This window comes from Microbacterium sp. RURRCA19A (assembly GCF_900156455.1).
Taxonomy (GTDB): domain Bacteria; phylum Actinomycetota; class Actinomycetes; order Actinomycetales; family Microbacteriaceae; genus Microbacterium.
In genome coordinates, this window is the sequence record NZ_FTNQ01000001.1 from 315,280 (window position 1) to 338,202 (window position 22,923).

Sequence of the window (22,923 nt, forward strand, 5' to 3'; positions counted from 1 at the left end):
CCCATGGCCACCGAAGAGACCCTCGTCCTGGTCAAGCCCGATGGCGTCGCCCGCGGCCTGACCGGCGCGATCCTCGCCCGCATCGAGGCGAAGGGCTATGCCCTCGTCGACATCCGCCTCGTCGAACCCGACCGCGAGACCCTGGCGCGGCACTACGCCGAGCACGAGGGCAAGCCGTTCTACGAGCCGCTGCTGGAGTTCATGCTCTCCGGCCCGTCGGTGGCGATCCGCCTCGCCGGAAACCGCGTCATCGAGGGGTTCCGCTCCCTCGCCGGCACCACCGACCCGACGACCGCGGCCCCGGGCACGATCCGCGGCGACTTCGGCCGCGACTGGGGCCTCAAGGTCCAGCAGAACCTCGTCCACGGCAGCGACAGCCCCGAGTCCGCCGCGCGCGAGCTCGCGATCTGGTTCGCCTGACCCGGATGCCACGACGGCCGCCGCCCCCGTGTGGGGCGGCGGCCGTTCTGTCGTCTCCGCCGGGGCTGCGCGGCACCGACTCCGCGATCCGCCCTGGCTCAGTGGCATCCGTCCGGAACGGACTGAGGTTCCGAGGATCGCCGAGGCTGTGCGGCGGCGTGTGGAGGACGTCAGATCTGTCCGAGGACGTCGAGCCGCAGCTGAGCGAGCACGGCGACGACGACGTAGCCGCCGAACGCCATGAGCGGGACCCAGGCCATGAGCGACGCGGCGACGTTCCGCGTCTTCGCGCCGACGGGGAAGATGCCCTCGCGCAGCAGGTGCAACGTGACGGCGAAGAACGTGGGGATCACCACGGACCACGTCACCATGCACCAGGGGCACAGGGTGCCGAGCACGAAGATGCTCTGCGAGATCAGCCAGATGACGAAGGTCATCGCCCCGACGATGCCCAACCAGAAGAGGATCCAGAACCAGCGGGCGAACCGTGCGCCCGCGAGGATGGCGAAGCCGACCACGATCGGCGCGATCCACGCGGCGAGACCGATGATCGGGTTCGGGAATCCGAAGACGCTGCCCTGCCAGGACTTCAGGTTCGCGGTGCACTGGACGAGCACGCTGAAGTCGCAGGATGCCGCTTGCCCGCCGTCCATGAGCTGACGGAACCGCTCCATCGTCAGCGAGAACGCCGCCCACCATCCGATCGCTCCCGCGATGATCAACCACACCGCGAGGACCGTGGGCCGGCGCGGGGCGACGCTTTCACTCATGCTCGCGATTCTTCCACCGTCCGGCGATGCAGCCGCTGTGCGATGCCTCGGCGTCGAGACGCCGTGTCGCCGAGACGCCGTGTCAGCGAGACGCCGTGTCAGCGATACGCCGTGTCGTCGGGAGGCGCCCCGTCCCTCCTCCTCGATAAACGCGATCGGCGGCGAGAAACGCGCCGCCGTCGCGTTTCTGACCGCGAATCGCGTTTATCGAACATGAAGACCCACGGCGCCTGTGAGCGAATCGGGCCGACCGTGCGATAATGGAGCTTCGATGAGCCGCGGCCGCGCCGCAGGCGAATCACCAGAAGACTTCGGGCGATGACCGCCCTTCGCAGCACGAGCCGCAGGCCTGCTGCAGACCGAGTGAGTTCGCGGCCCCGCCGGGTGCGGCGCCGCACGAGATTTCGCCGGGCGACGCGCGGTGTCGCCCGCCAGGGAGTACGCCCGACATGGCTGACGCAACCGAAGATCAGATCCCCACCGAGACCCCGGTGGACGACACCCCCGACACGACGCAGGTCGAGGACGCGGCGACGGACGCACCGTCGACCGACGCCGATCCCGACGACGAGGCCGCGGTCGAGGATGCCGAGTCCGCCGCGGAGAGCGACGCCGGTGAGCCCGCCGTCCTCTCGACGGATGCGGTGGATGCCGTCGAGGCCGACGCCGTGACCGCGACCGCGACCGACGCCGTGGAACCCGAGGTCGACACGGCCCCCGCCGAGCCCGAGGTCCCCGCCGAGCCCGAAGCCCCCGCCGAGCCCGAGAAGCCGGCCATCCCCACCGCGGTCTCGCTGGGCCTGCTCCCCGAGGTGTTCGTGTCGGCGGTGTCGACGCAGCTGCACTTCTACGCCCCCGAGCTCCCTCCTCTCATCGTGCGCGACGAGGTCGATGACCGCGACGACGAGGCACCCGCCGAGCGGACGTCCGCCAACGCCCGCCGCCGCAACCGGCGACGCGGGGGAGCGGTAACCGGCACCGACGAGCCGGCCGAGGCTCCGGCGGCTCCCGTCCGCCAGCGCGCCGTGGAACTCATCACCGAACCGCAGCGCATCAAGGGCTCGACGCGTCTCGAGGCCAAGAAGCAGCGGCGCCGCGACGGTCGTGAGGCCGGACGCCGCCGCCCGGTCGTGACCGAGGCCGAGTTCCTCGCCCGCCGCGAGGCCGTCGACCGTGTCATGGTCGTGCGCTCCAAGGGCGGTCGCATCCAGATCGGTGTCCTCGAAGACAACGTGCTCGTCGAGCACTACGTCGCCCGGAACCAGGATGCCTCGCTCATCGGCAACGTCTACCTGGGTCGCGTCCAGAACGTGCTGCCGAGCATGGAGGCGGCGTTCGTCGACATCGGTCGTGGCCGCAACGCCGTGCTGTACTCCGGCGAGGTCGACTGGGACGGCGTCGAGACCGGCAATCAGCCCCGTCGGATCGAGCTCGCGCTGAAGTCCGGCGACCGCGTGCTCGTGCAGGTCACGAAAGACCCGGTGGGTCACAAGGGCGCCCGTCTCACGAGCCAGATCTCGCTGCCCGGCCGCTACCTCGTGTACGTGCCGAACGGATCGATGAACGGCATCTCCCGGAAGCTCCCCGACACCGAGCGCGCGCGCCTGAAGAAGATCCTCAAGGAGGTGCTGCCCGAGTCGTCGGGCGTCATCGTCCGGACGGCCGCCGAGGGCGCCACCGAAGACCAGCTGACGCGCGACGTCCAGCGCCTCACCGCGCAGTGGGAGCACATCAGCACCCAGGTGAAGACGATCCAGGCCCCGGCGCTGCTGCACTCCGAGCCCGACCTGCTCGTCAAGATCGTGCGCGACGTCTTCAACGAGGACTTCACGCGCATGCTCATCCAGGGTGACGAGGCGCTGACCACGATCTCCAACTACCTGGCCGGAGTCGCCCCCGACCTGCTCGAGCGCGTCGAGAAGTACGAGGGCGACCAGGATCCGTTCGACGCGTTCCGCATCACCGAGCAGATCGAGAAGGCGCTCGACCGCAAGGTCTGGCTGCCCTCCGGCGGGTCGCTCGTGATCGACCGCACCGAGGCCATGACCGTCGTCGACGTCAACACGGGCAAGTTCGTCGGGTCGGGCGGCAACCTCGAAGAGACGGTCACCAAGAACAACCTCGAGGCCGCGGAGGAGATCGTCCGCCAGCTGCGCCTCCGCGACATCGGCGGCATCATCGTCGTCGACTTCATCGACATGGTGCTCGAGTCCAACCGCGACCTCGTGCTGCGCCGCCTCATCGAGTGCCTGAGCCGCGACCGGACGAAGCACCAGGTCGCCGAGGTCACGTCCCTCGGTCTCGTGCAGATGACCCGCAAGAAGCTGGGTCTGGGTCTTCTCGAGACGTTCAGCGAGGCGTGCGAGGTCTGCGCCGGCCGCGGTGTCATCGTGCACCACGACCCCGTGGTGAAGCACCGCTCGACGCCCGCCGCGAACAGCAACGGCAACGGCAACGGCAACCGCCGCAGCGGAGGCCGCGGGGGCAACGGCTCCGCGGCGGCCGGCGGCGCGGGCGGCGGCAACGGCAACGGTGCGCAGGCGGCGCCGACCGGCGGCACGCACGTGATCACCGAAGGCGTGAAGTCGGCGCTCGCGCAGATCGCGGCATCCACGATCCATCCGACGGTCGATGACCCGGCGGTCGTCGAGGCGGCCGTGGTCGCATCGGTCGAGGCGGTTCTGGATGCCAAGGCCGAGGCGCCCGCGCGCGAGAAGCGCCCGCGCAAGAAGCGTGAGCCGCGGGCCCCGCGCACCGAGAAGGACGCGCTGCTCGAGTCGGTGCTCGAGGCTCTGCCCGAGCCCAAGGCGCCCGGTCAGGGACGCTCGCGCCGCCGTGTGACCACCGCCGCGCTCACCGGCACTCCCGTGAACGCGCAGCCGACCACGGAGGCGTAGCCCCCGTCTGTCTCACGCGTGAGGGGTCGATATCCGTCGCATCCGACCACGGTCGGGCGACAGATATCGACCCCTCACGCGGATCGGTTAGATACCGCGGCGCTCGCGGGCGGTGATGCGCAGGCCCGAAGCGCGCAGACGGCGGACCAGCTCACGCCCGCCGACATGCTCGGCGCCGGCGGCGACGAGGTCGGCGTGCCGCTCGTCGGGCACGTCGTAGTGGTCGAGGTCGAAGGCTCGGCGGGGGATGCCGGCCGCCGCTGCGAAGGCGTGGAGCTCGTCGAGGTTCGCGTCGCTCACCAGGTGCGCCCAGAGCCTGCCGTGCGCCGGCCACTGCGCGTCGTCGATGAGAATGGCCACATCGCGATCCTACGGCCGACACGCGGTCCCGATGCTTTTGCCGGATGCCGCCGGGTGGGCTAAACTCGTCCTTTGGTGCGTCGTGTCCGCGCGATTGACGCGAGACCCCGTCGACTTCGGTCGGCCGGATCGCACCGAGACTCAGGGCTCGAAGCCCTCCCGACGTCATCAGACAACCGGAGCCGTGCGCTCCCGAACGAAACAGGTGTGAAGTGGTTTACGCAGTTGTGCGCGCCGGCGGCCGGCAGGAAAAGGTCGAGGTCGGCACGATCGTCGTGCTCGACCGCCAGGCGGCGAAGGTCGGCGAGAGCATCCAGCTGCCCGCCGTCCTGTTCGTCGACGGCGAGAAGGTCACGACCGACGCCGACAAGCTCGCGAAGGTCTCGGTCACGGCCGAGGTCCTCGGTGAGGAGCGCGGTCCGAAGATCGTGATCCAGAAGTTCAAGAACAAGACCGGCTACAAGAAGCGCCAGGGCCACCGTCAGGACCTCACGCGCGTCAAGATCACCGGCATCAAGTAAGAGCCAGGAGACGCAGAGATGGCACACAAAAAGGGCGCAAGCTCCACCCGCAACGGTCGTGACTCCAACGCACAGCGCCTCGGCGTGAAGCGCTTCGGCGGCCAGGCCGTCCTCGCCGGCGAGATCCTCGTCCGCCAGCGCGGCACGCACTTCCACCCCGGCGCCAACGTCGGTCGCGGTGGCGACGACACGCTGTTCGCCCTCGCCGCCGGCTCCGTCGAGTTCGGTCAGAAGGGCGGCCGCAAGGTCGTCAACATCGTCGCAGCCGCCGCGGAGTAATTCCGCAGCGCACGGCGTTCCCGAGGGGGTGGGCACTGTGCCCGCCCCCTCGTCGTTTTTCCCGCCCCGGCTCCGCCGGCATCCCGGAAGGATCCCTCATGGTCACCTTCGTCGACCGCGTCACCCTGCACCTGCGTGCGGGCAAGGGCGGCAACGGCTGCGTGTCGGTGCGCCGCGAGAAGTTCAAGCCGCTGGCCGGCCCCGACGGCGGCAACGGAGGCAGCGGCGGTGACGTCGTGCTCGTCGCCGACCCGCAGGTCACCACCCTGCTGTCCTACCACCACTCGCCGCACCGGTCGGCCGGCAACGGCGGGTTCGGCATGGGCGACAACCGCTCCGGCGCTCTGGGCGAAGACCAGGAGCTCCCGGTTCCGCTCGGCACCGTCGTGAAGGACACCGACGGCAACGTGCTGGTCGACATGCTGACGCCCGGCATGCGGTTCGTCGCGGCCCCCGGCGGACTGGGCGGCCTCGGCAACGCTGCACTGGCCTCGCCGAAGCGCAAGGCCCCCGGCTTCGCGCTGCTGGGCACCCCCGGTTGGGAGGGCGACGTCGTCCTCGAGCTCAAGACCGTCGCCGACGTGGCCCTGGTGGGCTTCCCGTCGGCCGGCAAGTCGAGCCTCATCGCCGCGGTCTCGGCCGCGCGCCCGAAGATCGCCGACTACCCCTTCACGACCCTCCACCCGAACCTCGGAGTCGTTCAGGCGGGCGACGCGCGCTACACGATCGCCGATGTCCCGGGACTGATCGAGGGGGCGAGCGAGGGCAAGGGCCTGGGGCTGGAGTTCCTCCGCCACGTCGAGCGCTGCACGGCGCTGGTCCATGTTCTGGACTGCGCCACCCTCGATCCCGGCCGTGACCCGCTGAGCGACCTCGACATCATCCTCGGCGAACTCGCCGCCTACCCGGTGCCCGAAGGCCAGCTTCCGTTGCTCGAGCGTCCGCAGATCGTCGTGCTGAACAAGATCGACGTGCCCGAGGCGCATGAGCTCGCCGACTTCGTCCGTCCCGACATCGAAGCCCGAGGGTTCCGCGTCTTCGAGATCTCGACGGTGAGCCGCGCCGGACTGCGCGAGCTCACGTTCGCCCTCGGCGACATCGTCGAGCAGCACCGCCTCGCCACGATCGAGGAAGCTCCCGCCGAACGCGTCGTCATCCGGCCGAAGGGCGCGGAGAAGGACTTCACGATCAAGGTCGAGGGCGGAACGTACGGCCCCGTCTACCGGATCCTCGGCGACAAGCCCGTCAAGTGGGTGCAGCAGACCGACTTCCAGAACGAGGAGGCCGTGGGCTACCTGGCCGATCGCCTGGCGCGTCTGGGCGTCGAGGACGAGCTGTTCCGCGCGGGCGCGGTCGCGGGTGCGACGGTGGTCATCGGCCCCGGCGACGGCATCGTGTTCGACTGGGAGCCGACGCTGTCGTCGGCCGCCGAGCTGATGACGGCGCCGCGCGGCACCGACCCGCGTCTTCTGCAGAGCACGCGTCGCACGAACAACGAGCGTCGCGAGCGCTACCACGAGCGGATGGATGCCAAGGCCGAGGCCCGCGCCGAGCTCGAGGCCGAGCGTCTCGCCGCGCGTGCCGCGGGGATCTCGCCCGACGGCGACTCGTCCGCCCTGACGTTCGATGACGAGGACGAGCGGTGACCGCGCGCACCCGCACGGACCTGCCGCGCGCGTCGCGCGTCGTCGTGAAGGTGGGGTCGTCGTCGATCAGCGGCGACGGCGCCTTCCGCATCGACCTGATCGTGGACGCGCTCGCGCGTGCCCGCGAGTCCGGCGTCGAGGTCGTGCTGGTGTCCTCGGGCGCGATCGCCACGGCGCTTCCGCTTCTGGACCTGCAGGGACGGCCGAACGACCTCGCGACCCAGCAGGCCGCCGCGGCCGTGGGCCAGAACGTGCTCATGTGGCGCTATCAGACCTCCCTCGACCGCTTCGGCCTGCTCGCGGGTCAGGTGCTGCTCACCGCGGGCGACCTCGAGAACGCCACGCACCGGTCGAACGCGCGCCGGGCGATGGAGAGGCTGCTGGGGCTCGGCATCCTGCCCATCGTCAACGAGAACGACACGGTCGCCACGCATGAGATCCGCTTCGGCGACAACGACCGGCTCGCGGCGCTCGTCGCGCAGCTCATCGGGGCCGACGCCCTCGTTCTGCTCAGCGACATCGAGTGCCTGTACACGGCCCCGCCCAGCGAGCCGGGCGCGCGTCCCATCACCGATGTGGAGTGGGGCGACGACCTGTCCGAGTACACGTTCGGCTCGGTCACGGTGAACGGCGTCGGCACCGGGGGAGCGGCGACCAAGGCGTCCGCCGCGAAGCTCGCCTCCGCCGCCGGCGTGGGCGTGCTGGTCACCAGCGCCGACCTCGTCGCCGAGGCCCTCGCCGGCGCTTCGGTCGGCACCTGGTTCGCCCCGCACCCCGACCCCGTCACCCTCACCACCGGCCCCGTGGGCTCGGTGGCCGCGGCGATAGACTGACGCGATGACCCTCACCGCCGTTTCGGTCGACGAACGCCTGCGTCTCGCGAAAGACGCCGCGCGTCAGGTCGGGCTCCTCGATTCCGCGGCGAAGACCGCGATGCTGCGGGCGATCGCCGAGGCCATCGACACCCACTCCGAGGCCATCGTGGCGGCCAACGCGGACGACCTCGAGAACGGCCGCGCCGCCGACATCGGCGATGCGCTGCTCGACCGTCTCCGGCTCGACGCGGCGCGCGTGGCCGCCCTCGCCACCGCCGTCCGCGACGTCGCCGAGCTGCCCGATCCGGTCGGCCGCGTCCTCGACCGGCGTACTCTTCCCAACGGCCTCGCGCTCGAGAAGGTCGCGGTGCCCTTCGGTGTCGTCGGATCGATCTACGAAGCCCGCCCGAACGTGACGGTCGACATCGCGGCACTCGCGCTGCGTTCCGGAAACGCCGTGGTGCTGCGCGGAGGTTCTGCCGCGCTGAATTCCAACGCCGCCCTCGTCGAGGTGATGCGCGGCGCCCTTTCGAGCCAGGGCGTCTCGCCCGAAGCGATCCAGACGGTCGACGACTTCGGCCGCGACGGCGCCCGCGCCCTGATGAACGCGCGAGGCCTGGTCGACGTCCTGGTGCCGCGCGGAAGCGCCGGACTCATCGAGACCGTCGTGACCGAGTCGACGGTGCCGGTGATCGAGACCGGCGCCGGTGTCGTGCACGTGTACTTGGATGCCACGGCCCGAGCCGACTGGGCGCGGGACATCGTGCTGAACGCGAAGACGCAGCGACCCAGCGTCTGCAACGCCGTCGAGACCGTGCTCGTCCACCGGGATGCCGCCGATCGGCTGCTGCCCGACCTGCTGGGCTCCCTCGCCTCCGCCGGCGTCCGCGTGCACGGCGACGAGGCGGTGGCGGGTTACGACCCCCGTGTTGTGGCGGCCACGGAAGACGATTGGGCCACCGAGTACCTGAGCCTCGACCTGGCCGTCCGCGTCGTGGACGATCTCGACACCGCGCTCGCGCACATCCGCCGCTACTCGACGCACCACACCGAGTCGATCATCACCGACGACGACGCGTCGGCCGCACGGTTCCTGGCGGAGGTCGACTCCGCGGTGGTGCTCGTCAACGCGTCCACGCGGTTCACCGATGGCGGAGAGTTCGGCTTCGGTGCCGAGGTGGGGATCTCCACGCAGAAGCTGCACGCCCGCGGTCCTATGGGGCTGGCCGAACTCACCAGCACCAAGTGGCTCGGGCGCGGCGACGGCCAGGTCCGGGCCTGACCGCTAAAATGGATCTGCGCGCCGCGCAGAATTCTCGAACGGAGCACTGATGACTTTCGCCTCGCTGATCGCCCTCGCCGCCGAAGAGGGCGCCCACCACGGCGGCAACGCGCAGGCCGAGACGTGGTGGATCGGTGCGATCGCCCTCGCCGGTTTCCTCGCGCTGAGCCTGGTGACCCTGTCGTACCGCAACGTGTCGAACCGTCACGCGCACAAGGCCGAGGCGTACACCGCCAAGCACGGCACGCCCACCCCCGAGGCGCACGGCCACTGAGGCCCACCGTATGTCGGTGACGCGCGCCCCTCGCATCGGGGTCATGGGTGGGACGTTCGATCCCATCCATCACGGTCACCTGGTCGCGGCCAGCGAGGTCGCACAGTCGTTCGATCTCGACGAGGTCGTCTTCGTTCCCACGGGGCGCCCGTGGCAGAAAGCCGACGTCACCGAGAGCGAGCACCGCTACCTCATGACGGTCATCGCGACCGCCTCGAACCCCCAGTTCACGGTCAGCCGCGTGGACATCGATCGTGCGGGTCCCACCTACACGATCGACACCCTGCGCGACCTGAAGCGCGAGCGTCCGGGCGCCGATCTCTTCTTCATCACCGGTGCCGACGCGGTCGCGCAGATCCTGGGGTGGCGCAACCATCAAGAGCTGTGGGACCTCGCGCATTTCGTCGCGGTGTCACGTCCCGGGCACGTCTTGACGACCGAGGGCCTTCCCACCGAGGACGTCAGTCAGCTCGAGATCCCGGCACTGTCCATTTCGTCCACAGACTGCCGCGCCCGCGTGCGCCGAGGGCACCCCGTGTGGTACCTCGTCCCCGACGGTGTCGTGCAGTACATCGCGAAGCATCACCTCTACCGGAGCCCTGCATGAGCACATCCGAGAACCCCGAGACCCCGCCGCTGACGCGGCGTCAGCTGCGCGAACTCCGCAACACCGGTGCCACGCCGATCATCACCCCGCAGCTCGACGCCGACGAAGCGGTCCCCGACGAGCCCGGCACGGCCCCGGATGCCACGGCATCGTCCGCAGCGACGCCCGCCGAGCCCGAGGTGCCCAGCGAAGAGCAGGAGAGCCCGACCGCTGAGCCGGAGCCTTCCGTCGCCGAGCCCGACGAGTCCGGAGCAGCCCAGGAGCCTCCGGCCAAGAAGGGCGGGATGTTCGGCGGGCTGTTCGGCCGGAACAAGGCCGAGACGGCGACGGTCGACGAGGCTCCCGTGGTCGACGCGAAGCCCGCACCGACTCCGGTGCAACCGATCGTTCCGGCATCGTTCCCGCCGGTCGACGGCCCCGATCTGGGCGTGACCGGCCTCACGCGTCGGCAGGCGCGCGCGCAGGAACGCATCCGCACCGCATCGGTGCCGATCATCGCGCCCGACCTGCAGCCCGGTGTCCCCGGCTCCCGTGACGAACCGTCCGAGATCGCCGCGCCGACCGAGGACGCGCCCGACGACAGCGCGGAACACGCGGCCGTCCCCGCCGCACAGGCCGAGGTCGACAGCGCGCAGTCCACCGACGAGACCGACCAGGCCGCGGAGTCCGCGGACGAATCGTCTCTCGAGGACGTCCCGGCGATCTTCCGGCCCGCGGCGCCCGACGAGGAGCCTGCCGCCGATGCAGCGACTCCGCTCTCGACGGTGAACCCCGCCCTCGGCTCCGACCTGCTCAGCGGGCAGACCCCCGAGATCTCGCTGCCGCCGTCGTTCGATCAGCTCATCTCGCGCAGCGCCACGGCCACGGGCTCGGTGGCGACGCCGAACGCCCTGATCCTGTCGCAGACTCCCGCCGGTGTTCCCCTGGTGGGTCCGGTCACCTCGACCGGGGAAGTGCTCATCACCGGCACGTTCGAGCTCCCCGAGGGCCTCGGCTCCGCCGGTCACGCCCCCGGAACCACCGACGGACGCGACGTGGACGCGGTTCTCCTCGACGGAGAACTCCCGCCGGCGTCGTCGCCCACCCCCATTGCGGCCAGCGCCGCGATCAGCACCGTCAAGCAACCCGGTGAGATCATCCGGCCCCCGGCACCCGAGAAGGGCAGCAAGCTCGTCATCGGTCTCATCATCACCACCGGCGCTCTCGCCGTTGCGGTGGCCGTCGCGCTGGTCCTCGCCTTCACGACAGGAGTCTTCGGATGACAGCCAGCCCCAACGGGATCGAGATGGCGCGTATCGCCGCGATCGCCGCCGACTCGAAATCCGGTGAAGACCTCGTCGCTCTCGACGTGTCCGAGCCGCTGCCGCTCGTGGACATCTTCCTTCTGGTGACGGGTCGCAACGAGCGGAACGTGGCCGCCATCGCCGACGAGGTGGAGGAGAAGCTCCTCGAAGCGGGCCACAAGCGTCTGCGCCGCGAAGGTCGGCAGGAGTCGCGCTGGATCTTGCTCGACTTCGGCGACCTCGTCGTGCACGTCTTCCACGAGCAGGAGCGCGTCTACTACGGGCTGGAGCGCCTGTGGAAGGACTGCCCCGTCGTTCCGTTGGAGATCCCCGCACCCGCCTCCGCGGACTGACACGAGACGCACCGCAGGGCCGCTCCGTTCGGAGCGGCCCTGCGGCATTCCTGCGGCCTCAGACGAGGGCGCCGGTGAGTTCCTCGCGAAGGATCGCCGCGCCCGCACTCAGCGCGCTGAGCTTGGCCAGCGCGACGTCACGCGGCAGCGGGGCCATGCCGCAGTTGGAGCTGGCGATGAGCTTGTCGGCATCCACGAAGTCCAGTGCGCGACGCAGCGTGTCGGCGACCTCTTCGGGGCGTTCGATTTCGTGCGAGGCCACGTCGATCGCTCCGAGCATGACCTTCTTGCCGCGGATCAACTCGATCACCTCGATCGGGATGCGGGAGTTGTGCGACTCGAGCGACACGATGTCGATGCTGGACTGCTGCAGCAGGGGGAAGGACTCCTCGTACTGTCGCCATTCGGGGCCGAGCGTGGCCTTCCAGTCCGTGTTCGCCTTGATGCCGTACCCGTAGCAGATGTGCACGGCGGTCTCGGCGCGCAGACCCTCGACGGCGCGCTCGAGCGTCGCCATGCCCCAGTCGCGCACATCGTCGAAGAACACGTTGAAGGCGGGTTCGTCGAACTGGATGACGTCAACCCCCGCCGCTTCGAGCTCCTTGGCCTCCTGGTTCAGGATGCCGGCGAACTCCCACGCGAGCTTCTCACGGCTCTTGTAGTACCGGTCGGAGAGCGTGTCGATCATCGTCATCGGGCCCGGCAGCGCCCATTTGATGCGCTGGTCGGTCTGTGCGCGGAGGAAGGCGGCATCCCGCACGAAGACGGGCTCCGGACGCTCCACGGCGCCCACGACGGTCGGGACGCTGGCGTCGTACCGGTTACGGATGCGCACGGTCTCGCGGTTCTCGAAGTCGACGCCGCTCAGGTGCTCGATGAAGGTGGTCACGAAGTGCTGGCGCGTCTGTTCGCCGTCGCTGACGATGTCGATGCCTCGCCGACGCTGCTCGTGCACGGCCACGCGCAGGGCATCCTGCCGGCCCTCGACGAGCGCATCGCCCTCGAGCGACCAGGGCGACCAGAGCTTCTCGGGCTCGGCGAGCCACGAAGGCTTGGGCAAGCTGCCGACGAGCGCGGTGGGAAGGAGTGCGTTCATGGGGGGAGTGCTCCGGCGGGTCAGTGGACGAGGGCGGGGGAGAGGCCTGCCCAGCGGGCGAGAAGCTCGCCGTGGGGCTTCACGAAGTGCTCCTCCGTGTACTTCCCCTGGGTGACGGCGAGGCGCGAGCGCTCTTCACGGTCGTACTCGACCCGCGTGCGCGAGAAGTCCCCGCTCTCGAGGGTCGGACGGAACACGTGCGCGGCGGTGGCGTTGGCGTTGTAGATCTCGGGCCGGTAGATCTTCTGGAACGACTCCATCGTGCTGATCGTGCCGATGAGCTGCAGGTTCGAGTAGTCGTTGAGCAAATCGCCGCGGAAGTAGAAGGCGAGCGGGGCAACGCTGCCGGCCGGCAGGAAGTACCGGACTTTCAGCCCCATCTTGCCGAAGTACTCGTCGGTGAGCGAGTAGTCGTCCTGCGCGTACTCGACGCCGAGGATCGGGTGGTGGTTGTCGGTGCGCTGGTAGGTCTTGCTGGTGGAGACGCTGATGCAGATCACCGGCGACACGGTGAACCGCTCCCGATACGCGGCGGATTCCAGGAAGTCCTGGAACAGCTTGCCGTGCAGCGCACCGAAGTCGTCGGGGACGGTGAACGACCCGGCGGCGGCGCTGGCCGCGGGCAGCAGCACGCTGAAGTCGAAGTCGCGCAGGTACGACGAGAAGTTGTTGCCAACGATCCCGTGGTGCCGGGCACCCGTCGCGCGGTCCACGATCACGAGGTCGAGCACCTCGAGCAGCGGGAACACCTGGTCGTCGCCGGAGACCGCGAACTCGAGGTCGACGGAGACGATGTCGATCTCGAGCGTGTAGCGGTCGCCGTCCGGGTTGTCCCACCTCGCGAGGTCGTTGAACCGACGATTGATCATCGTGAGCGCACTGCGGAGGTTCTCGCGGCGGTCGTCGCCGCGGGCCAGGTTGGCGAAGTTCGTCGTGGCTCGCGAGTTCTGCGACGGCGAATAGTCCTCGTCGAATCGGGTGGTCGAGATCCGGTAGGTGAAGTCGGTGGACATCCCCGAAGCTCCTCTCGCTCGTGGGCTCTCGCCGCGCGGTCATCGGTGGCTCCATCGTGCTCGTTCCTGGCATCCATCGGGTAATCCGTGGCGACTATCCCCTCCTATAGTCTTTACCTATGGCGCGTCGATCGAGCGGTGTCACGCTGCAACAGCTGCAGTCCTTCATCGAGGTCGCCGCGGAGGGTTCCATCTCCGCCGCGGCCGATCTGCTCTACGTGTCGCAGCCGACGATGTCGGCCGCGATGAAGGACCTCGAAGCGAGAGTGGGTCGGTCTCTGCTCGTCCGCTCCGCGCGCGGGATCACGCTGACCTCCGACGGCGTCGAATTCCTCGGGTACGCGCGCCAGGTCGTGGAGCAGGTCGCGCTCCTCGAACAGCGCTACCTCGACGGCCCGGCATCCCGGCGGCTGCTGGGAGTCTCCGCACAGCACTACTCCTTCGTCGTCGACGCGTTCGTGCGCATGGTCAAAGCCAGCGGGGCCGCGCGGTACGAGTTCTCGCTGCGGGAGACGCGCACGTGGGACATCATCGAGGATGTGCGGACGCTGCGCAGCGAACTCGGCATCCTCTACCGCAACGACTTCAACCGGGACGTCATCGACAAGCTGCTGCGCGATTCCGGGCTGTCGTTCCATCCGTTGTTCCTGGCCGACCCGCACATCTTCGTCTCGCGGAAGAACCCCCTCGCGGCGCGCGAGCGGGTGACGCTCGACGATCTCGCCGGCCTGCCGCGACTCACGTTCGACCAGGGCAACAACAACTCGTTCTATTTCGCCGAGGAGATCCTCTCGACGCTGTCCAGCGAGCAGGAGATCCGCGTGTCCGACCGCGCGACGATCTTCAACCTCATGATCGGTCTCGAGGGATACACGATCTCGACCGGCATCATCAGCGACGACCTCGACCCCGAGATCGTGGCCGTGCCGCTCGACGTGGACGAGCGCATCGAGATCGGGTGGATCGCCCACTCCGCGATCCCGCTCACCGAACAGGCGCAGCGCTACCTCGACGAAGTGCGGGCTGTCGTGCGGGAGTTCGACGTCGTGCTGTTGGGCTGACATAGCCGCGAACGACGAAAGCCCCCGCCGAAGCGGAGGCTTTCTCTGGGTGGACCTGAGGGGACTCGAACCCCTGACCCCCTGCATGCCATGCAGGTGCGCTACCAGCTGCGCCACAGGCCCGTTTTCTGTTCTTGCCCCTCGCGAGGCAACTCCATGAGCTTACTACACGGATTCGGGGCGCAAGAAATCGGCTCCACCGGGCGTGTCGTCGCCACCCGTGACCGCGGCGACGAGCGCCGTGCGCAGAGCCTGCGCACGCTCGCTCAGGATGCGTTGGCGGGCGACATAGCGCGCCTTGCCCTCAACCGTCTCGATCGCGACGGGGGAGTACCCCCAGTCGGTCAGGTCGTAGGGCGACGCCTCCATGTCGAGCGTGCGGATGTCGCGCGCGAGCTCGAACGCGTCGAGCAGGATCTCCCCGGGCACGAGCGGCCCGAGCTTCACCGCCCACTTGTAGACGTCCATGCCGGCGTGCAGGCATCCGGGCTGCTCGACGTCGATCTGACCGTCGCGCGCCAGCGGTGTGCGATTTCGCGGAGCCGCGTCCGGCGTGAAGAACCGGAAGGCATCGAAGTGCGTGCACTTGAGGTCGTGCGCCTCGACGACGGCGTCGGTCCCGTCGCGGCCGAGACGGAGCGGCACCGCGTGGCGCACCTCGTCGGCGCGATAGGCCATGGCCCACTCGTGCAGCCCGAAGCAGCCGAACTGCGCCGGGCGCGCGGCGGTGGCACGCAGCAGGTTCACCACGCCCCGGTACAGCGAGCCGCGGTCGCGGCGGAAGGTCTCGGCATCCACCTCGACGCCGTCGGCCGTCACCCGGTACCAGCGCCAGGACGCGCGTTCCTCGGCCTCGGCGAGCACGATGCCGGGACCTGGATGCCACCGACGCAGGATCGCCGGCTTGTACGAGTAGTACGTGAAGAGGAAGTCCTCGACCGGATGCTTCTGACCGCGGGCCGCGCGGGCGCGGTGCGCAGCCGTGAGGGTCTCGGCGCGCCCGGCGTGCGCTTCCGCGCGCGCGGTCCACTCGGCGCGCGCGAGCACCGCCGTCTCGAGGAGCGTCGTCATTCGACCGGCTCGATGAGGTCGGGCCCGTCGTTGCGCACGTTCCCGACGGCCGACGACACGACGTGGTCGTCGAGCGTCTCGGCCACATCGGGGGCCGCGTCGACCGCGGCGTCCAGGATGTCGCCGACGTTCTCGGTCGTCGGGTCGAGCCACGCGTCGGCGAAGTCGGGATCCATGAACAGCGGCATCCGGTCGTGGATGGATCCGAGGCGTCCGATCGCGTCGCGGGTGAGGATCGTGCAGCTGAGCACCCAGCGCGAGGGGTCGTCATCGGCCTTGGCCGGGTCTTTCCACCACTCGTACAGCCCGGCGAAGAACAGGGGCGATCCGTCGGCGGGGTGGATGTAGTGGGGGGTCTTGCCCGCCTCCGTGGTCTTCCACTCGTAGTAGCCCGAGGCGGGGATGACCGCGCGGCGCTTGATCAGGGCGTTGCGGAACATCGGCTTGTCTTCGACCTCTTCGGACCGCGCGTTGAACGCCCGGGCGCCGATCTTCACGTCTTTCGCCCACCCCGGGACGAGACCCCAGCGGGCGACTTCGAGGCGTCGCACGGGCGGCTCGGTCTTCACCGAGTCGAGCACGATGGCCACGGACGCCGTCGGAGCGATGTTGTACGACGGCGGCGGCAGCTCATCGGTCTCGACGTCGACGCGCAGCACGCCCACGAGCTCGGATGCCACATTGGCCACGACGAATCGACCGCACATGCTTCGAGCGTACGCGGGGGTCGCGACATCCCGGGGGCCGAGGCCGATGAACGCGTGCGCCTTCAGCGATCCGCACAACCTCAGCGATCCGCACAACCTCGGCCCGGAACCCGCGGATGCCACTCACCCCGCGCGAATCACCGAGGACATGCCGCCGCGACCCCCACGTCAGGCGTCGCGGGCGATGACGCCGACGTCTTCGAGACGTTCCAGCAGACCGGCACCGTCGGACTCGCTGACCCACGGCACGTCCGCGGCGGAGTGGTCGTCGACGACCGTGCGACCGCCGGCGAGCACCGCCTCGGCGGGCAGCAGGCGCCGGATCGCGACGGCGGCGACGCTCTCGGGGTGCTCGATCGCGAAGCGCGTGTAGATCGAGTCGTCGTGCTGGCCGTCGTCGCCGACGAGCAGCCACTTCACGTCGGGGAACTCGGTGGCGAGACGCCGCAGGTTGGTCTCTTTGTGGTCGCGCCCGCTGCGGAACCAGCGATCGTGCGTCGGACCCCAGTCGGTCAGCAGGAACGCCCCCGACGGGAACAGGTGCCGGCGCATGAAACGGGTGAGCGTCGGCGCGACGTTCCAGGCGCCGGTGGAGAGGTAGATGACGGGCGCGCCGGGGTGCTCGCGCGACAGCCGTTCGAGCATCACCGCCATGCCCGGGACGGGCTGGCGCGCGTGCTCATCGACGACGAAGGAGTTCCACGCCGCGAGGAGCGGGCGCGGGAGAGCCGTGACCATGACCGTGTCGTCGATGTCGCTGACGACGCCGAAGCGCACGTCCGAGCCGACGATGAACACCCGCGTCTCGGTCGGTTCGCTGCCCTCGACGGTCATCGTGACCGGCTGCCATCCGGGCGGGAGAGAGGCGGGGAGCTTCGCGTCGATGACGCCACCGCGATCGGCGACGACCTCGTGCGCGACCCCCTCGATCGTCACCGTCACCTGGGCGTACCCGACCGGGACGGCCGCGAAGCTCCGCCACCCGCGCAGACTCGCGAATTCGCCGGTGGAGGTCCGCTTCACCGGGGGAGTGATGAGGACGCGGCCGAGCACCCGAACCCATTCCTCGGTGCCGTAGCCGGGGAAGCCGGTCACCGACGGCCGCAGTCCGCGGGCGCGCGCGCGACGTTCGCGCCAGGCGTGGAAGCGGTACTCCAGGCGGGCGAACCAGAGCACTTTGGCGCGAGGGGAGCGAGGCATCCTCCTCAGTCTTTCACGTCGTCGCCCGCCGGTTCGAGGGAGTCGTGCTCTTCGGCGAGGTGGCGGCGCTCGATGCGTTCGAGCACCTTCTTGCCGATGTAGACGAGGAGGAGGAAGACGACGATGATGCCGACGAACACGTATCCGGCGTAGTGGATCCGGTCCGAGAGTTCGCGGTAGGTGCCCGCAGCGGTCGCGGCGACGGTGATGTACAGGCTCGCCCAGACGATGCACGCCGGCGCCGTCCACGCGAGGAAGCGGCGGTAGCGGTAGCCGCTCATGCCGACGGTGAGCGGCACGAGCGAGTGGAGCACGGGGAGGAAGCGCGAGAGGAAGATGGCGGGACCGCCGCGGCGGCGCAGGTATCGGTCGGCCCGCTCCCAGTTGCGGTCACCGAGCTTCTGTCCCAGGCGCGAAGCACGGATGCGCGGACCGAAGTAGCGCCCCAGCCAGAAACCGAGGCTCTCGCCGGCGAGCGAGCCGATGACGACGGCCACCCCGAGCAGCACGCCCTCCCACGGTGACGCGATCGCGGTACCGGCGACGATGACGACGGTGTCGCCCGGGACGACGAGACCGACCAGCACGCTCGTCTCGAGCATCATCGCGATTCCGGCGACGAGCGTGCGCACCACGGGATCGACGTTCTGCGCGACGTCGAGGAGCCACGTGAGGATCTCGTTCACCTCGCTCAGCCTAGGGCCGCCGGATCGCCCTAGCCTGGGAGCGTGCCGCGTTCTGTCTCCCCGGTCGTCCTCCCGCGGTGGCGCGACCCCGAGGACGTCTTCTCCGCGCTGTACGCGACCGCGCCGCACGCGTTCTGGCTCGACGCGGGTGCGGACTCGGTGTCGGGCTGGAGCTACCTCGGCACGGGCATCCCCGCCGACGCCGAAGCGCCTCTTTCGATGGATGCCGCGCACCCGGTCGTCCACGACGCCACCGGCCCCGCCTTCCGCGGCGGCTGGGTGGGCTGGGTCTCCTACGAGGGGGTTCCCACCTGGCTGCGCGTCGAGGGGATGCTCGCGTTCGACCACGCGGCACGCCGGGTCTGGGCGTTCTCCGCCGCCGGTTCCGCCGAGGATCTCGCCCGGGTCGCCGACGCCGCCCCGACCGCTCCGACGGTCCCGGAGGCCGAGCCCCGGGGCGTGGCATCCGGGCGCCACACCCCCGAGGAGTACGCGGAGCTCATCGCCGCCTGCCGGGAGCGCATCGCCGACGGCGACGCCTACCAGCTGTGTCTCACCACGCGCTTCCGGCTGGCCGGCACGGTCGATGCCCTTCCCGCGTTCCGCCGCCTGCGACGGCACGCGTCATCCCACCACGCGGCCTTCCTGCGCCAGGGCGAAGTGACGCTCGTGAGCGCGTCACCCGAGCGGTTCCTCGACGTGCGCGGCGGGCGCGTCCACACCCACCCGATCAAGGGCACCCGCCCGCGGCATCCGGACCCCGCGCGCGACCAGGCCCTCGCTGAGGAACTGCGGACGGATGCCAAGGAGCGCGCCGAGAACGTCATGATCGTCGACCTCATGCGCAACGACCTGTCACGGGTGTGCGAGCCGTCGTCGGTCGGCGTCGACCGGCTGCTCGAGGTCGAGACGTACCCCACCGTGCATCAGCTGGTGAGCGAGGTCTCGGGGACGCTCCGCCCCGGCACCACGATCGGCGATCTCCTGACCGCGACGTTCCCGGCGGGGAGCATGACGGGTGCCCCCAAGGCGTCGGCGATGGAAATCCTCGCCGGATTGGAGGGAGCGCCGCGCGGCGTCTACTCGGGCGCGTTCGGCTGGATCGGCGAGGACGGGTCGGCAGACCTCGCCATGGTCATCCGGAGCATCGTCGTCGAGCCGGATGCCACCTGGGTCGGCGCCGGAGGGGGCATCACGTGGCGGTCGGTCGCGGCATCCGAGGTGGCCGAGGTGGGCATCAAGGCCCGTGCTCCGCTCGCGGCCATCGGTGCGGTCGTCCCGGCCGGATGGTGAGCGCCCGGCCGCTTCGGAAGCCGCCCCGCGGGGTCCGGTAGCCTGGACGTTGGCCCTCGTGGCCTCCCGACTTTCACGATTGGTCTCACCCGTGTCTCAGAACCCCTCTTCCGCGCCGTCCGCCGACGGAGGCTTCGACCCCCACGAGATCCAGGCGAAGTGGCAGCAGGCGTGGGCCGAGAAGGATCCCTTCCGCGCCGGCGGCGACGCCGACACCCGTCCGCGCAAGTACGTACTCGCGATGTTCCCGTACCCCTCGGGCGACCTGCACATGGGGCACGCCGAGAACTACCTCTACTCCGACATCGTCGCGCGCTTCTGGCGCCACCGCGGCTACAACGTCCTCAACCCGATCGGCTGGGACTCGTTCGGCCTCCCCGCCGAGAACGCCGCGATCAAGCGCGGTGCCGACCCTGTGGAGTGGACCTACTCCAACATCGCGCAGCAGAAGGAGAGCCTGAAGGACTACGGCGTCTCGTTCGACTGGAGCCGAGTGCTGCACACGAGCGACCCCGAGTACTACCGCTGGAACCAGTGGCTGTTCCAGAAGCTGTACGAGAAGGGCCTCGCGTACCGCAAGGACGCGCTGGTCAACTGGGATCCGGTGGACCAGACGGTGCTCGCGAACGAGCAGGTGCTGCCCGACGGCACGAGCGAGCGCAGCGGTGCCGTCGTCGTCAAGAAGAAGCTGACCCAGTGGTTCCTGCGGATCACCGACTACGCCGACCGTCTGCTCGACGACCTGAACCAGCTCGAGGGCTTCTGGCCGCAGAAGGTCATCCAGATGCAGCGCAACTGGATCGGTCGCTCGGTCGGTGCCGACATCGAGTTCGAGATCGAGGGCCGCGCCGAGAAGATCACGGTCTTCTCCACGCGCCCCGACACCCTGCACGGCGCGACGTTCTTCGTCGTGGCGCCCGAGTCCGACCTCGCGGCCGAGCTCGCGGCATCCGCCGACATCGAGGTGCGACAGAAGTTCCAGGCGTACCTGCAGGAGGTGCAGCGCGCGACCGACATCGAGCGACAGGCCACCGACCGCCCGAAGACCGGCGTGTTCCTGGGGCACCACGCGATCAACCCGATCAACGGCGAGAAGCTGCCGATCTGGGCCGCCGACTACGTGCTGGCCGACTACGGTCACGGCGCGGTCATGGCCGTGCCCGCGCACGACCAGCGCGACCTGGACTTCGCCCGCGCGTTCGACCTGCCCGTGAAGGTCGTCGTCGACACGAACGCCCCGGTCACGGGTGCGATCCCCGTCATCGAGCTCGACGACGACGGGGTGCCGATCGACCCGCTCGGCGACGTCGACGACCTCGACCCCGTGAAGACCGGCGTCGCACTGACCGGTGACGGGCGCATGATCAACTCCGGCTCGCTCAACGGCCTGTCCAAGCGCAACGCGATCGCGCGCATGATCGAAGAGCTCGAGGCCAAGGGCGTCGGCCGCGCCGCGAAGACCTACCGGCTGCGCGACTGGCTCATCTCGCGCCAGCGGTACTGGGGCACCCCGATCCCGATGCTGCACGCCGAGGACGGCACCATCGTTCCCGTGCCCGCCGACCAGCTGCCCGTCGTGCTGCCGTCGGTCGAGGGCCTCGACCTCAAGCCCAAGGGCTCGTCGCCGCTCGGCGCCGCCACCGAGTGGGTCGAGGTCACCGACCCCGAGACCGGGCAGAAGATGCTGCGCGACCCCGACACGATGGACACGTTCGTCGACAGCTCGTGGTACTTCCTGCGCTTCCTCTCGCCCAACGACCCGAACGAGGCGTTCTCGCTGCCCGAGGCGCGCAAGTGGGGTCCGGTCGACTTCTACATCGGCGGCGTCGAGCACGCGATCCTGCACCTCCTCTACGCGCGCTTCATCACGAAGGCGCTGTTCGACATGGGCCTGGTGGAGTTCACCGAGCCGTTCTCGAGCCTGATCAACCAGGGCATGGTGATCCTCGACGGCGCCAAGATGTCCAAGAGCAAGGGCAACCTCGTGCTCTTCCAGGAGGAGCTCGACGCCCACGGCGCCGACGCGCTGCGCGTGGCGCTCGCCTTCGCCGGTCCGGTGGAGGACGACAAGGACTGGAACGACGTCTCGACCACCGGCGCGGCGAAGTTCCTCGCCCGTGCGCTCCGCATCGCGCACGACGTCGACAGCGAGACCGACGTCGTGTGGGCCGAGGGCGACGCGGCGCTCCGCCGCGTGACGCACCGGCTCCTGGCCGAGGCGCCGAACCTCATCGAGCAGACGAAGTTCAACGTCGTCGTCGCCCGCCTCATGGAGCTGGTGAACGCCACCCGCAAGGCCATCGACGGTGCCGCCGGCGCGAGCGACCCGGCCGTGCGCGAGGCCGCCGAGGTCATCGCCATGACCCTCGACCTCTTCGCCCCGCACACCGCGGAGGAGATGTGGCAGACGCTCGGCTACGACGGCTTCGTCGGGCTCCAGACCTGGCGTCAGGCCGACCCGACGCTGCTCGTGGAAGACACCGTGACCGCGGTCGTGCAGATCGACGGCAAGGTGCGCGGCACGCTCGAGGTCTCGGCCAAGATCGGCGCCGACGCGCTCGAGGCCGCCGCCCGCGCCGACGAGAAGGTGCGCCGCGCCCTCGGCGACCGCGAGATCGTGCGCGCCGTCGTGCGCCCGCCCAAGGTGGTCAGCTTCTCGACGAAGTAAGCGGTTCCGGATGCCACGTCCCCGGTGCTCTGAGGAGCGCGGGGGCGTGGCATCCGTCGTTCACGGGCGGGTGAGGGCGTATTCGGTGCCGGAGCGCGTGCGCTCGATCAGCCCCTCGTCGACGAGGTAGCGGCGGATCGCGGCGACGTCGTCGACGATGGCGGCGAGCCGTTCGCTGATCTCGCGTTCGGTCAGGCGTTCGTCGTCGACGAGGATCCGGGATGCCACGGCTGCCAGCACCGCGCGTCGATCACCGGCGCGGGACGGATAGCCCGTCAGGCGGCCCTCGGTGAAGAACCGATCGACGCCGGTGGGACGCGGGGATCGGGGTGCGGCCGCGAGGGCGTCGGCGAAGACGGTGGCGGACACGGCGTGGCCGTCGGGCGTCTCGGCGATCAGACCGGCCGAGGTGAGCGTGGTCGTGACCCGTCGGGCGCGCGCGGGCGCCAGGGCGGCGACGGCAGCGTCGAGCCGCTCGCCGAGCACGACGCGCGCGTAGACCTCGCGGGCCGCGTCGTCGGAGAGGGCGGCGAGGATCGCGCGCCAGGCGTTCTCGTTCATCCCTTCAGGCTAGGTGCGGGTCCTCCCCATCGCACCGATCGACCGAGTTGTTCACGGTTC

At 69.9% G+C, this 22,923-nt stretch carries 23 protein-coding genes and 1 tRNA gene; 14 read left to right on the top strand and 10 right to left on the bottom strand.

Features of this window, described 5'->3' with window-relative positions:
* Positions 1–3 precede the first annotated feature (3 nt).
* Positions 4–420: a nucleoside-diphosphate kinase gene (gene ndk / locus BW982_RS01535; RefSeq protein WP_063257668.1), complete on the top strand. Its 417-nt coding sequence runs from the start codon at positions 4–6 to the stop codon at positions 418–420.
* 170 nt (positions 421–590) lie between these two features.
* Here the strand turns inward: ndk and BW982_RS01540 are convergent, their stop codons facing one another.
* Positions 591–1,190 (bottom strand): vitamin K epoxide reductase family protein, encoded by a 600-nt coding sequence (locus tag BW982_RS01540; RefSeq protein WP_076490341.1) that lies wholly within the window; start codon positions 1,188–1,190, stop codon positions 591–593.
* A 449-nt stretch (positions 1,191–1,639) separates the two neighbouring features.
* Here BW982_RS01540 and BW982_RS01545 point away from each other — a divergent pair, with 449 nt between their 5' ends.
* Complete coding sequence (locus tag BW982_RS01545; RefSeq protein WP_076490342.1) at positions 1,640–4,087, top strand: Rne/Rng family ribonuclease; 2,448 nt, start codon at positions 1,640–1,642, stop codon at positions 4,085–4,087.
* Positions 4,088–4,174: 87 nt separating this feature from the next.
* On the opposite strand, the gene BW982_RS01550 is transcribed toward BW982_RS01545, so the two are convergent.
* On the bottom strand, positions 4,175–4,447 hold the full coding sequence (locus BW982_RS01550) for a DUF4031 domain-containing protein (RefSeq protein ID WP_076490343.1): 273 nt from the start codon (positions 4,445–4,447) through the stop codon (positions 4,175–4,177).
* Between the two features lie 212 nt (positions 4,448–4,659).
* Here BW982_RS01550 and rplU point away from each other — a divergent pair, with 212 nt between their 5' ends.
* The 9 genes from rplU (at position 4,660) to rsfS (ending at position 11,507) form a co-directional block, all read left to right on the top strand.
* Positions 4,660–4,968: a 50S ribosomal protein L21 gene (gene rplU, locus BW982_RS01555; protein WP_076490344.1), complete on the top strand. Its 309-nt coding sequence runs from the start codon at positions 4,660–4,662 to the stop codon at positions 4,966–4,968.
* 18 nt (positions 4,969–4,986) lie between these two features.
* Positions 4,987–5,247: a 50S ribosomal protein L27 gene (rpmA, locus tag BW982_RS01560; protein ID WP_076490345.1), complete on the top strand. Its 261-nt coding sequence runs from the start codon at positions 4,987–4,989 to the stop codon at positions 5,245–5,247.
* A gap of 98 nt (positions 5,248–5,345) precedes the next feature.
* Entirely contained in the window at positions 5,346–6,893 is a 1,548-nt protein-coding gene (obgE, locus tag BW982_RS01565; protein WP_076490346.1) for a GTPase ObgE, read from the top strand.
* Positions 6,890–7,726 (top strand): glutamate 5-kinase, encoded by an 837-nt coding sequence (gene proB, locus BW982_RS01570; RefSeq protein WP_076490347.1) that lies wholly within the window; start codon positions 6,890–6,892, stop codon positions 7,724–7,726. Before obgE ends, proB begins: the two co-directional genes overlap by 4 nt.
* A gap of 4 nt (positions 7,727–7,730) precedes the next feature.
* On the top strand, positions 7,731–8,990 hold the full coding sequence (locus BW982_RS01575) for a glutamate-5-semialdehyde dehydrogenase (protein WP_076490348.1): 1,260 nt from the start codon (positions 7,731–7,733) through the stop codon (positions 8,988–8,990).
* 49 nt (positions 8,991–9,039) lie between these two features.
* Complete coding sequence (locus tag BW982_RS01580) at positions 9,040–9,264, top strand: hypothetical protein (protein WP_076490349.1); 225 nt, start codon at positions 9,040–9,042, stop codon at positions 9,262–9,264.
* A 10-nt stretch (positions 9,265–9,274) separates the two neighbouring features.
* Positions 9,275–9,871 carry a nicotinate-nucleotide adenylyltransferase gene (gene nadD / locus BW982_RS01585; RefSeq protein WP_076490350.1) on the top strand — a complete coding sequence of 199 codons (597 nt, stop codon included), beginning with the start codon at positions 9,275–9,277 and terminating at the stop codon, positions 9,869–9,871.
* The gene (locus tag BW982_RS01590; protein WP_083696476.1) at positions 9,868–11,133 is read left to right on the top strand and encodes a hypothetical protein; all 1,266 of its coding nucleotides are present in this window, start codon (positions 9,868–9,870) and stop codon (positions 11,131–11,133) included. Before nadD ends, BW982_RS01590 begins: the two co-directional genes overlap by 4 nt.
* Positions 11,130–11,507, top strand: coding sequence for a ribosome silencing factor (gene rsfS, locus BW982_RS01595; RefSeq protein WP_076490351.1), 378 nt, complete (start codon positions 11,130–11,132; stop codon positions 11,505–11,507). The genes BW982_RS01590 and rsfS overlap by 4 nt, the downstream gene beginning before the upstream one ends.
* A 58-nt stretch (positions 11,508–11,565) precedes the next feature.
* Here the strand turns inward: rsfS and BW982_RS01600 are convergent, their stop codons facing one another.
* Positions 11,566–12,603 carry a methionine synthase gene (locus BW982_RS01600; RefSeq protein WP_076490352.1) on the bottom strand — a complete coding sequence of 346 codons (1,038 nt, stop codon included), beginning with the start codon at positions 12,601–12,603 and terminating at the stop codon, positions 11,566–11,568.
* Between the two features lie 20 nt (positions 12,604–12,623).
* Positions 12,624–13,616, bottom strand: coding sequence for a putative oxygenase MesX (locus tag BW982_RS01605; RefSeq protein ID WP_076490353.1), 993 nt, complete (start codon positions 13,614–13,616; stop codon positions 12,624–12,626).
* 119 nt (positions 13,617–13,735) lie between these two features.
* Between BW982_RS01605 and BW982_RS01610 the strand changes: the two genes are divergently transcribed.
* Positions 13,736–14,677 carry a LysR family transcriptional regulator gene (locus BW982_RS01610; RefSeq protein ID WP_076490354.1) on the top strand — a complete coding sequence of 314 codons (942 nt, stop codon included), beginning with the start codon at positions 13,736–13,738 and terminating at the stop codon, positions 14,675–14,677.
* 50 nt (positions 14,678–14,727) lie between these two features.
* Here the strand turns inward: BW982_RS01610 and BW982_RS01615 are convergent.
* The 5 genes from BW982_RS01615 to BW982_RS01635 all read right to left on the bottom strand — a co-directional run bounded on the left by BW982_RS01615 (position 14,728) and on the right by BW982_RS01635 (position 18,341).
* Positions 14,728–14,800 (bottom strand) — tRNA-Ala (locus BW982_RS01615).
* A 42-nt stretch (positions 14,801–14,842) separates the two neighbouring features.
* Positions 14,843–15,748, bottom strand: a complete 906-nt coding sequence (locus BW982_RS01620; protein ID WP_076490355.1) for a 3-methyladenine DNA glycosylase — start codon at positions 15,746–15,748, stop codon at positions 14,843–14,845.
* Entirely contained in the window at positions 15,745–16,455 is a 711-nt protein-coding gene (locus tag BW982_RS01625; RefSeq protein ID WP_076491740.1) for an SOS response-associated peptidase, read from the bottom strand. The genes BW982_RS01620 and BW982_RS01625 overlap by 4 nt, the downstream gene beginning before the upstream one ends.
* A 168-nt stretch (positions 16,456–16,623) precedes the next feature.
* Positions 16,624–17,655 (bottom strand): App1 family protein phosphatidate phosphatase, encoded by a 1,032-nt coding sequence (locus BW982_RS01630; protein WP_076490356.1) that lies wholly within the window; start codon positions 17,653–17,655, stop codon positions 16,624–16,626.
* A gap of 5 nt (positions 17,656–17,660) precedes the next feature.
* Positions 17,661–18,341, bottom strand: coding sequence for a DedA family protein (locus BW982_RS01635; protein WP_076490357.1), 681 nt, complete (start codon positions 18,339–18,341; stop codon positions 17,661–17,663).
* A gap of 42 nt (positions 18,342–18,383) precedes the next feature.
* Here BW982_RS01635 and pabB point away from each other — a divergent pair, with 42 nt between their 5' ends.
* Positions 18,384–19,634 carry an aminodeoxychorismate synthase component I gene (pabB, locus tag BW982_RS01640; protein WP_076490358.1) on the top strand — a complete coding sequence of 417 codons (1,251 nt, stop codon included), beginning with the start codon at positions 18,384–18,386 and terminating at the stop codon, positions 19,632–19,634.
* 91 nt (positions 19,635–19,725) lie between these two features.
* Positions 19,726–22,302 carry a leucine--tRNA ligase gene (leuS, locus tag BW982_RS01645; protein WP_139327298.1) on the top strand — a complete coding sequence of 859 codons (2,577 nt, stop codon included), beginning with the start codon at positions 19,726–19,728 and terminating at the stop codon, positions 22,300–22,302.
* Positions 22,303–22,362: 60 nt separating this feature from the next.
* Here the strand turns inward: leuS and BW982_RS01650 are convergent, their stop codons facing one another.
* The gene (locus BW982_RS01650) at positions 22,363–22,863 is read right to left on the bottom strand and encodes a DUF2087 domain-containing protein (protein WP_076490360.1); all 501 of its coding nucleotides are present in this window, start codon (positions 22,861–22,863) and stop codon (positions 22,363–22,365) included.
* Positions 22,864–22,923: the final 60 nt, after the last annotated feature.

What these genes read in the sequence shown, in the direction of transcription:
- BW982_RS01600 (WP_076490352.1), bottom strand. Translation starts at nt 12,603, where the DNA reads ATGAACGCACTCCTTCCCACCGCGCTCGTCGGCAGCTTGCCCAAGCCT.
- BW982_RS01650 (WP_076490360.1), bottom strand. Translation starts at nt 22,863, where the DNA reads ATGAACGAGAACGCCTGGCGCGCGATCCTCGCCGCCCTCTCCGACGAC.
- BW982_RS01630 (WP_076490356.1), bottom strand. Translation starts at nt 17,655, where the DNA reads ATGCCTCGCTCCCCTCGCGCCAAAGTGCTCTGGTTCGCCCGCCTGGAG.
- ndk (WP_063257668.1), top strand. Translation starts at nt 4, where the DNA reads ATGGCCACCGAAGAGACCCTCGTCCTGGTCAAGCCCGATGGCGTCGCC.
- BW982_RS01625 (WP_076491740.1), bottom strand. Translation starts at nt 16,455, where the DNA reads ATGTGCGGTCGATTCGTCGTGGCCAATGTGGCATCCGAGCTCGTGGGC.
- rpmA (WP_076490345.1), top strand. Translation starts at nt 4,987, where the DNA reads ATGGCACACAAAAAGGGCGCAAGCTCCACCCGCAACGGTCGTGACTCC.
- obgE (WP_076490346.1), top strand. Translation starts at nt 5,346, where the DNA reads ATGGTCACCTTCGTCGACCGCGTCACCCTGCACCTGCGTGCGGGCAAG.
- BW982_RS01620 (WP_076490355.1), bottom strand. Translation starts at nt 15,748, where the DNA reads ATGACGACGCTCCTCGAGACGGCGGTGCTCGCGCGCGCCGAGTGGACC.
- BW982_RS01545 (WP_076490342.1), top strand. Translation starts at nt 1,640, where the DNA reads ATGGCTGACGCAACCGAAGATCAGATCCCCACCGAGACCCCGGTGGAC.
- BW982_RS01580 (WP_076490349.1), top strand. Translation starts at nt 9,040, where the DNA reads ATGACTTTCGCCTCGCTGATCGCCCTCGCCGCCGAAGAGGGCGCCCAC.
- BW982_RS01540 (WP_076490341.1), bottom strand. Translation starts at nt 1,190, where the DNA reads ATGAGTGAAAGCGTCGCCCCGCGCCGGCCCACGGTCCTCGCGGTGTGG.
- BW982_RS01610 (WP_076490354.1), top strand. Translation starts at nt 13,736, where the DNA reads ATGGCGCGTCGATCGAGCGGTGTCACGCTGCAACAGCTGCAGTCCTTC.
- nadD (WP_076490350.1), top strand. Translation starts at nt 9,275, where the DNA reads ATGTCGGTGACGCGCGCCCCTCGCATCGGGGTCATGGGTGGGACGTTC.
- rsfS (WP_076490351.1), top strand. Translation starts at nt 11,130, where the DNA reads ATGACAGCCAGCCCCAACGGGATCGAGATGGCGCGTATCGCCGCGATC.
- BW982_RS01605 (WP_076490353.1), bottom strand. Translation starts at nt 13,616, where the DNA reads ATGTCCACCGACTTCACCTACCGGATCTCGACCACCCGATTCGACGAG.
- BW982_RS01575 (WP_076490348.1), top strand. Translation starts at nt 7,731, where the DNA reads ATGACCCTCACCGCCGTTTCGGTCGACGAACGCCTGCGTCTCGCGAAA.
- BW982_RS01590 (WP_083696476.1), top strand. Translation starts at nt 9,868, where the DNA reads ATGAGCACATCCGAGAACCCCGAGACCCCGCCGCTGACGCGGCGTCAG.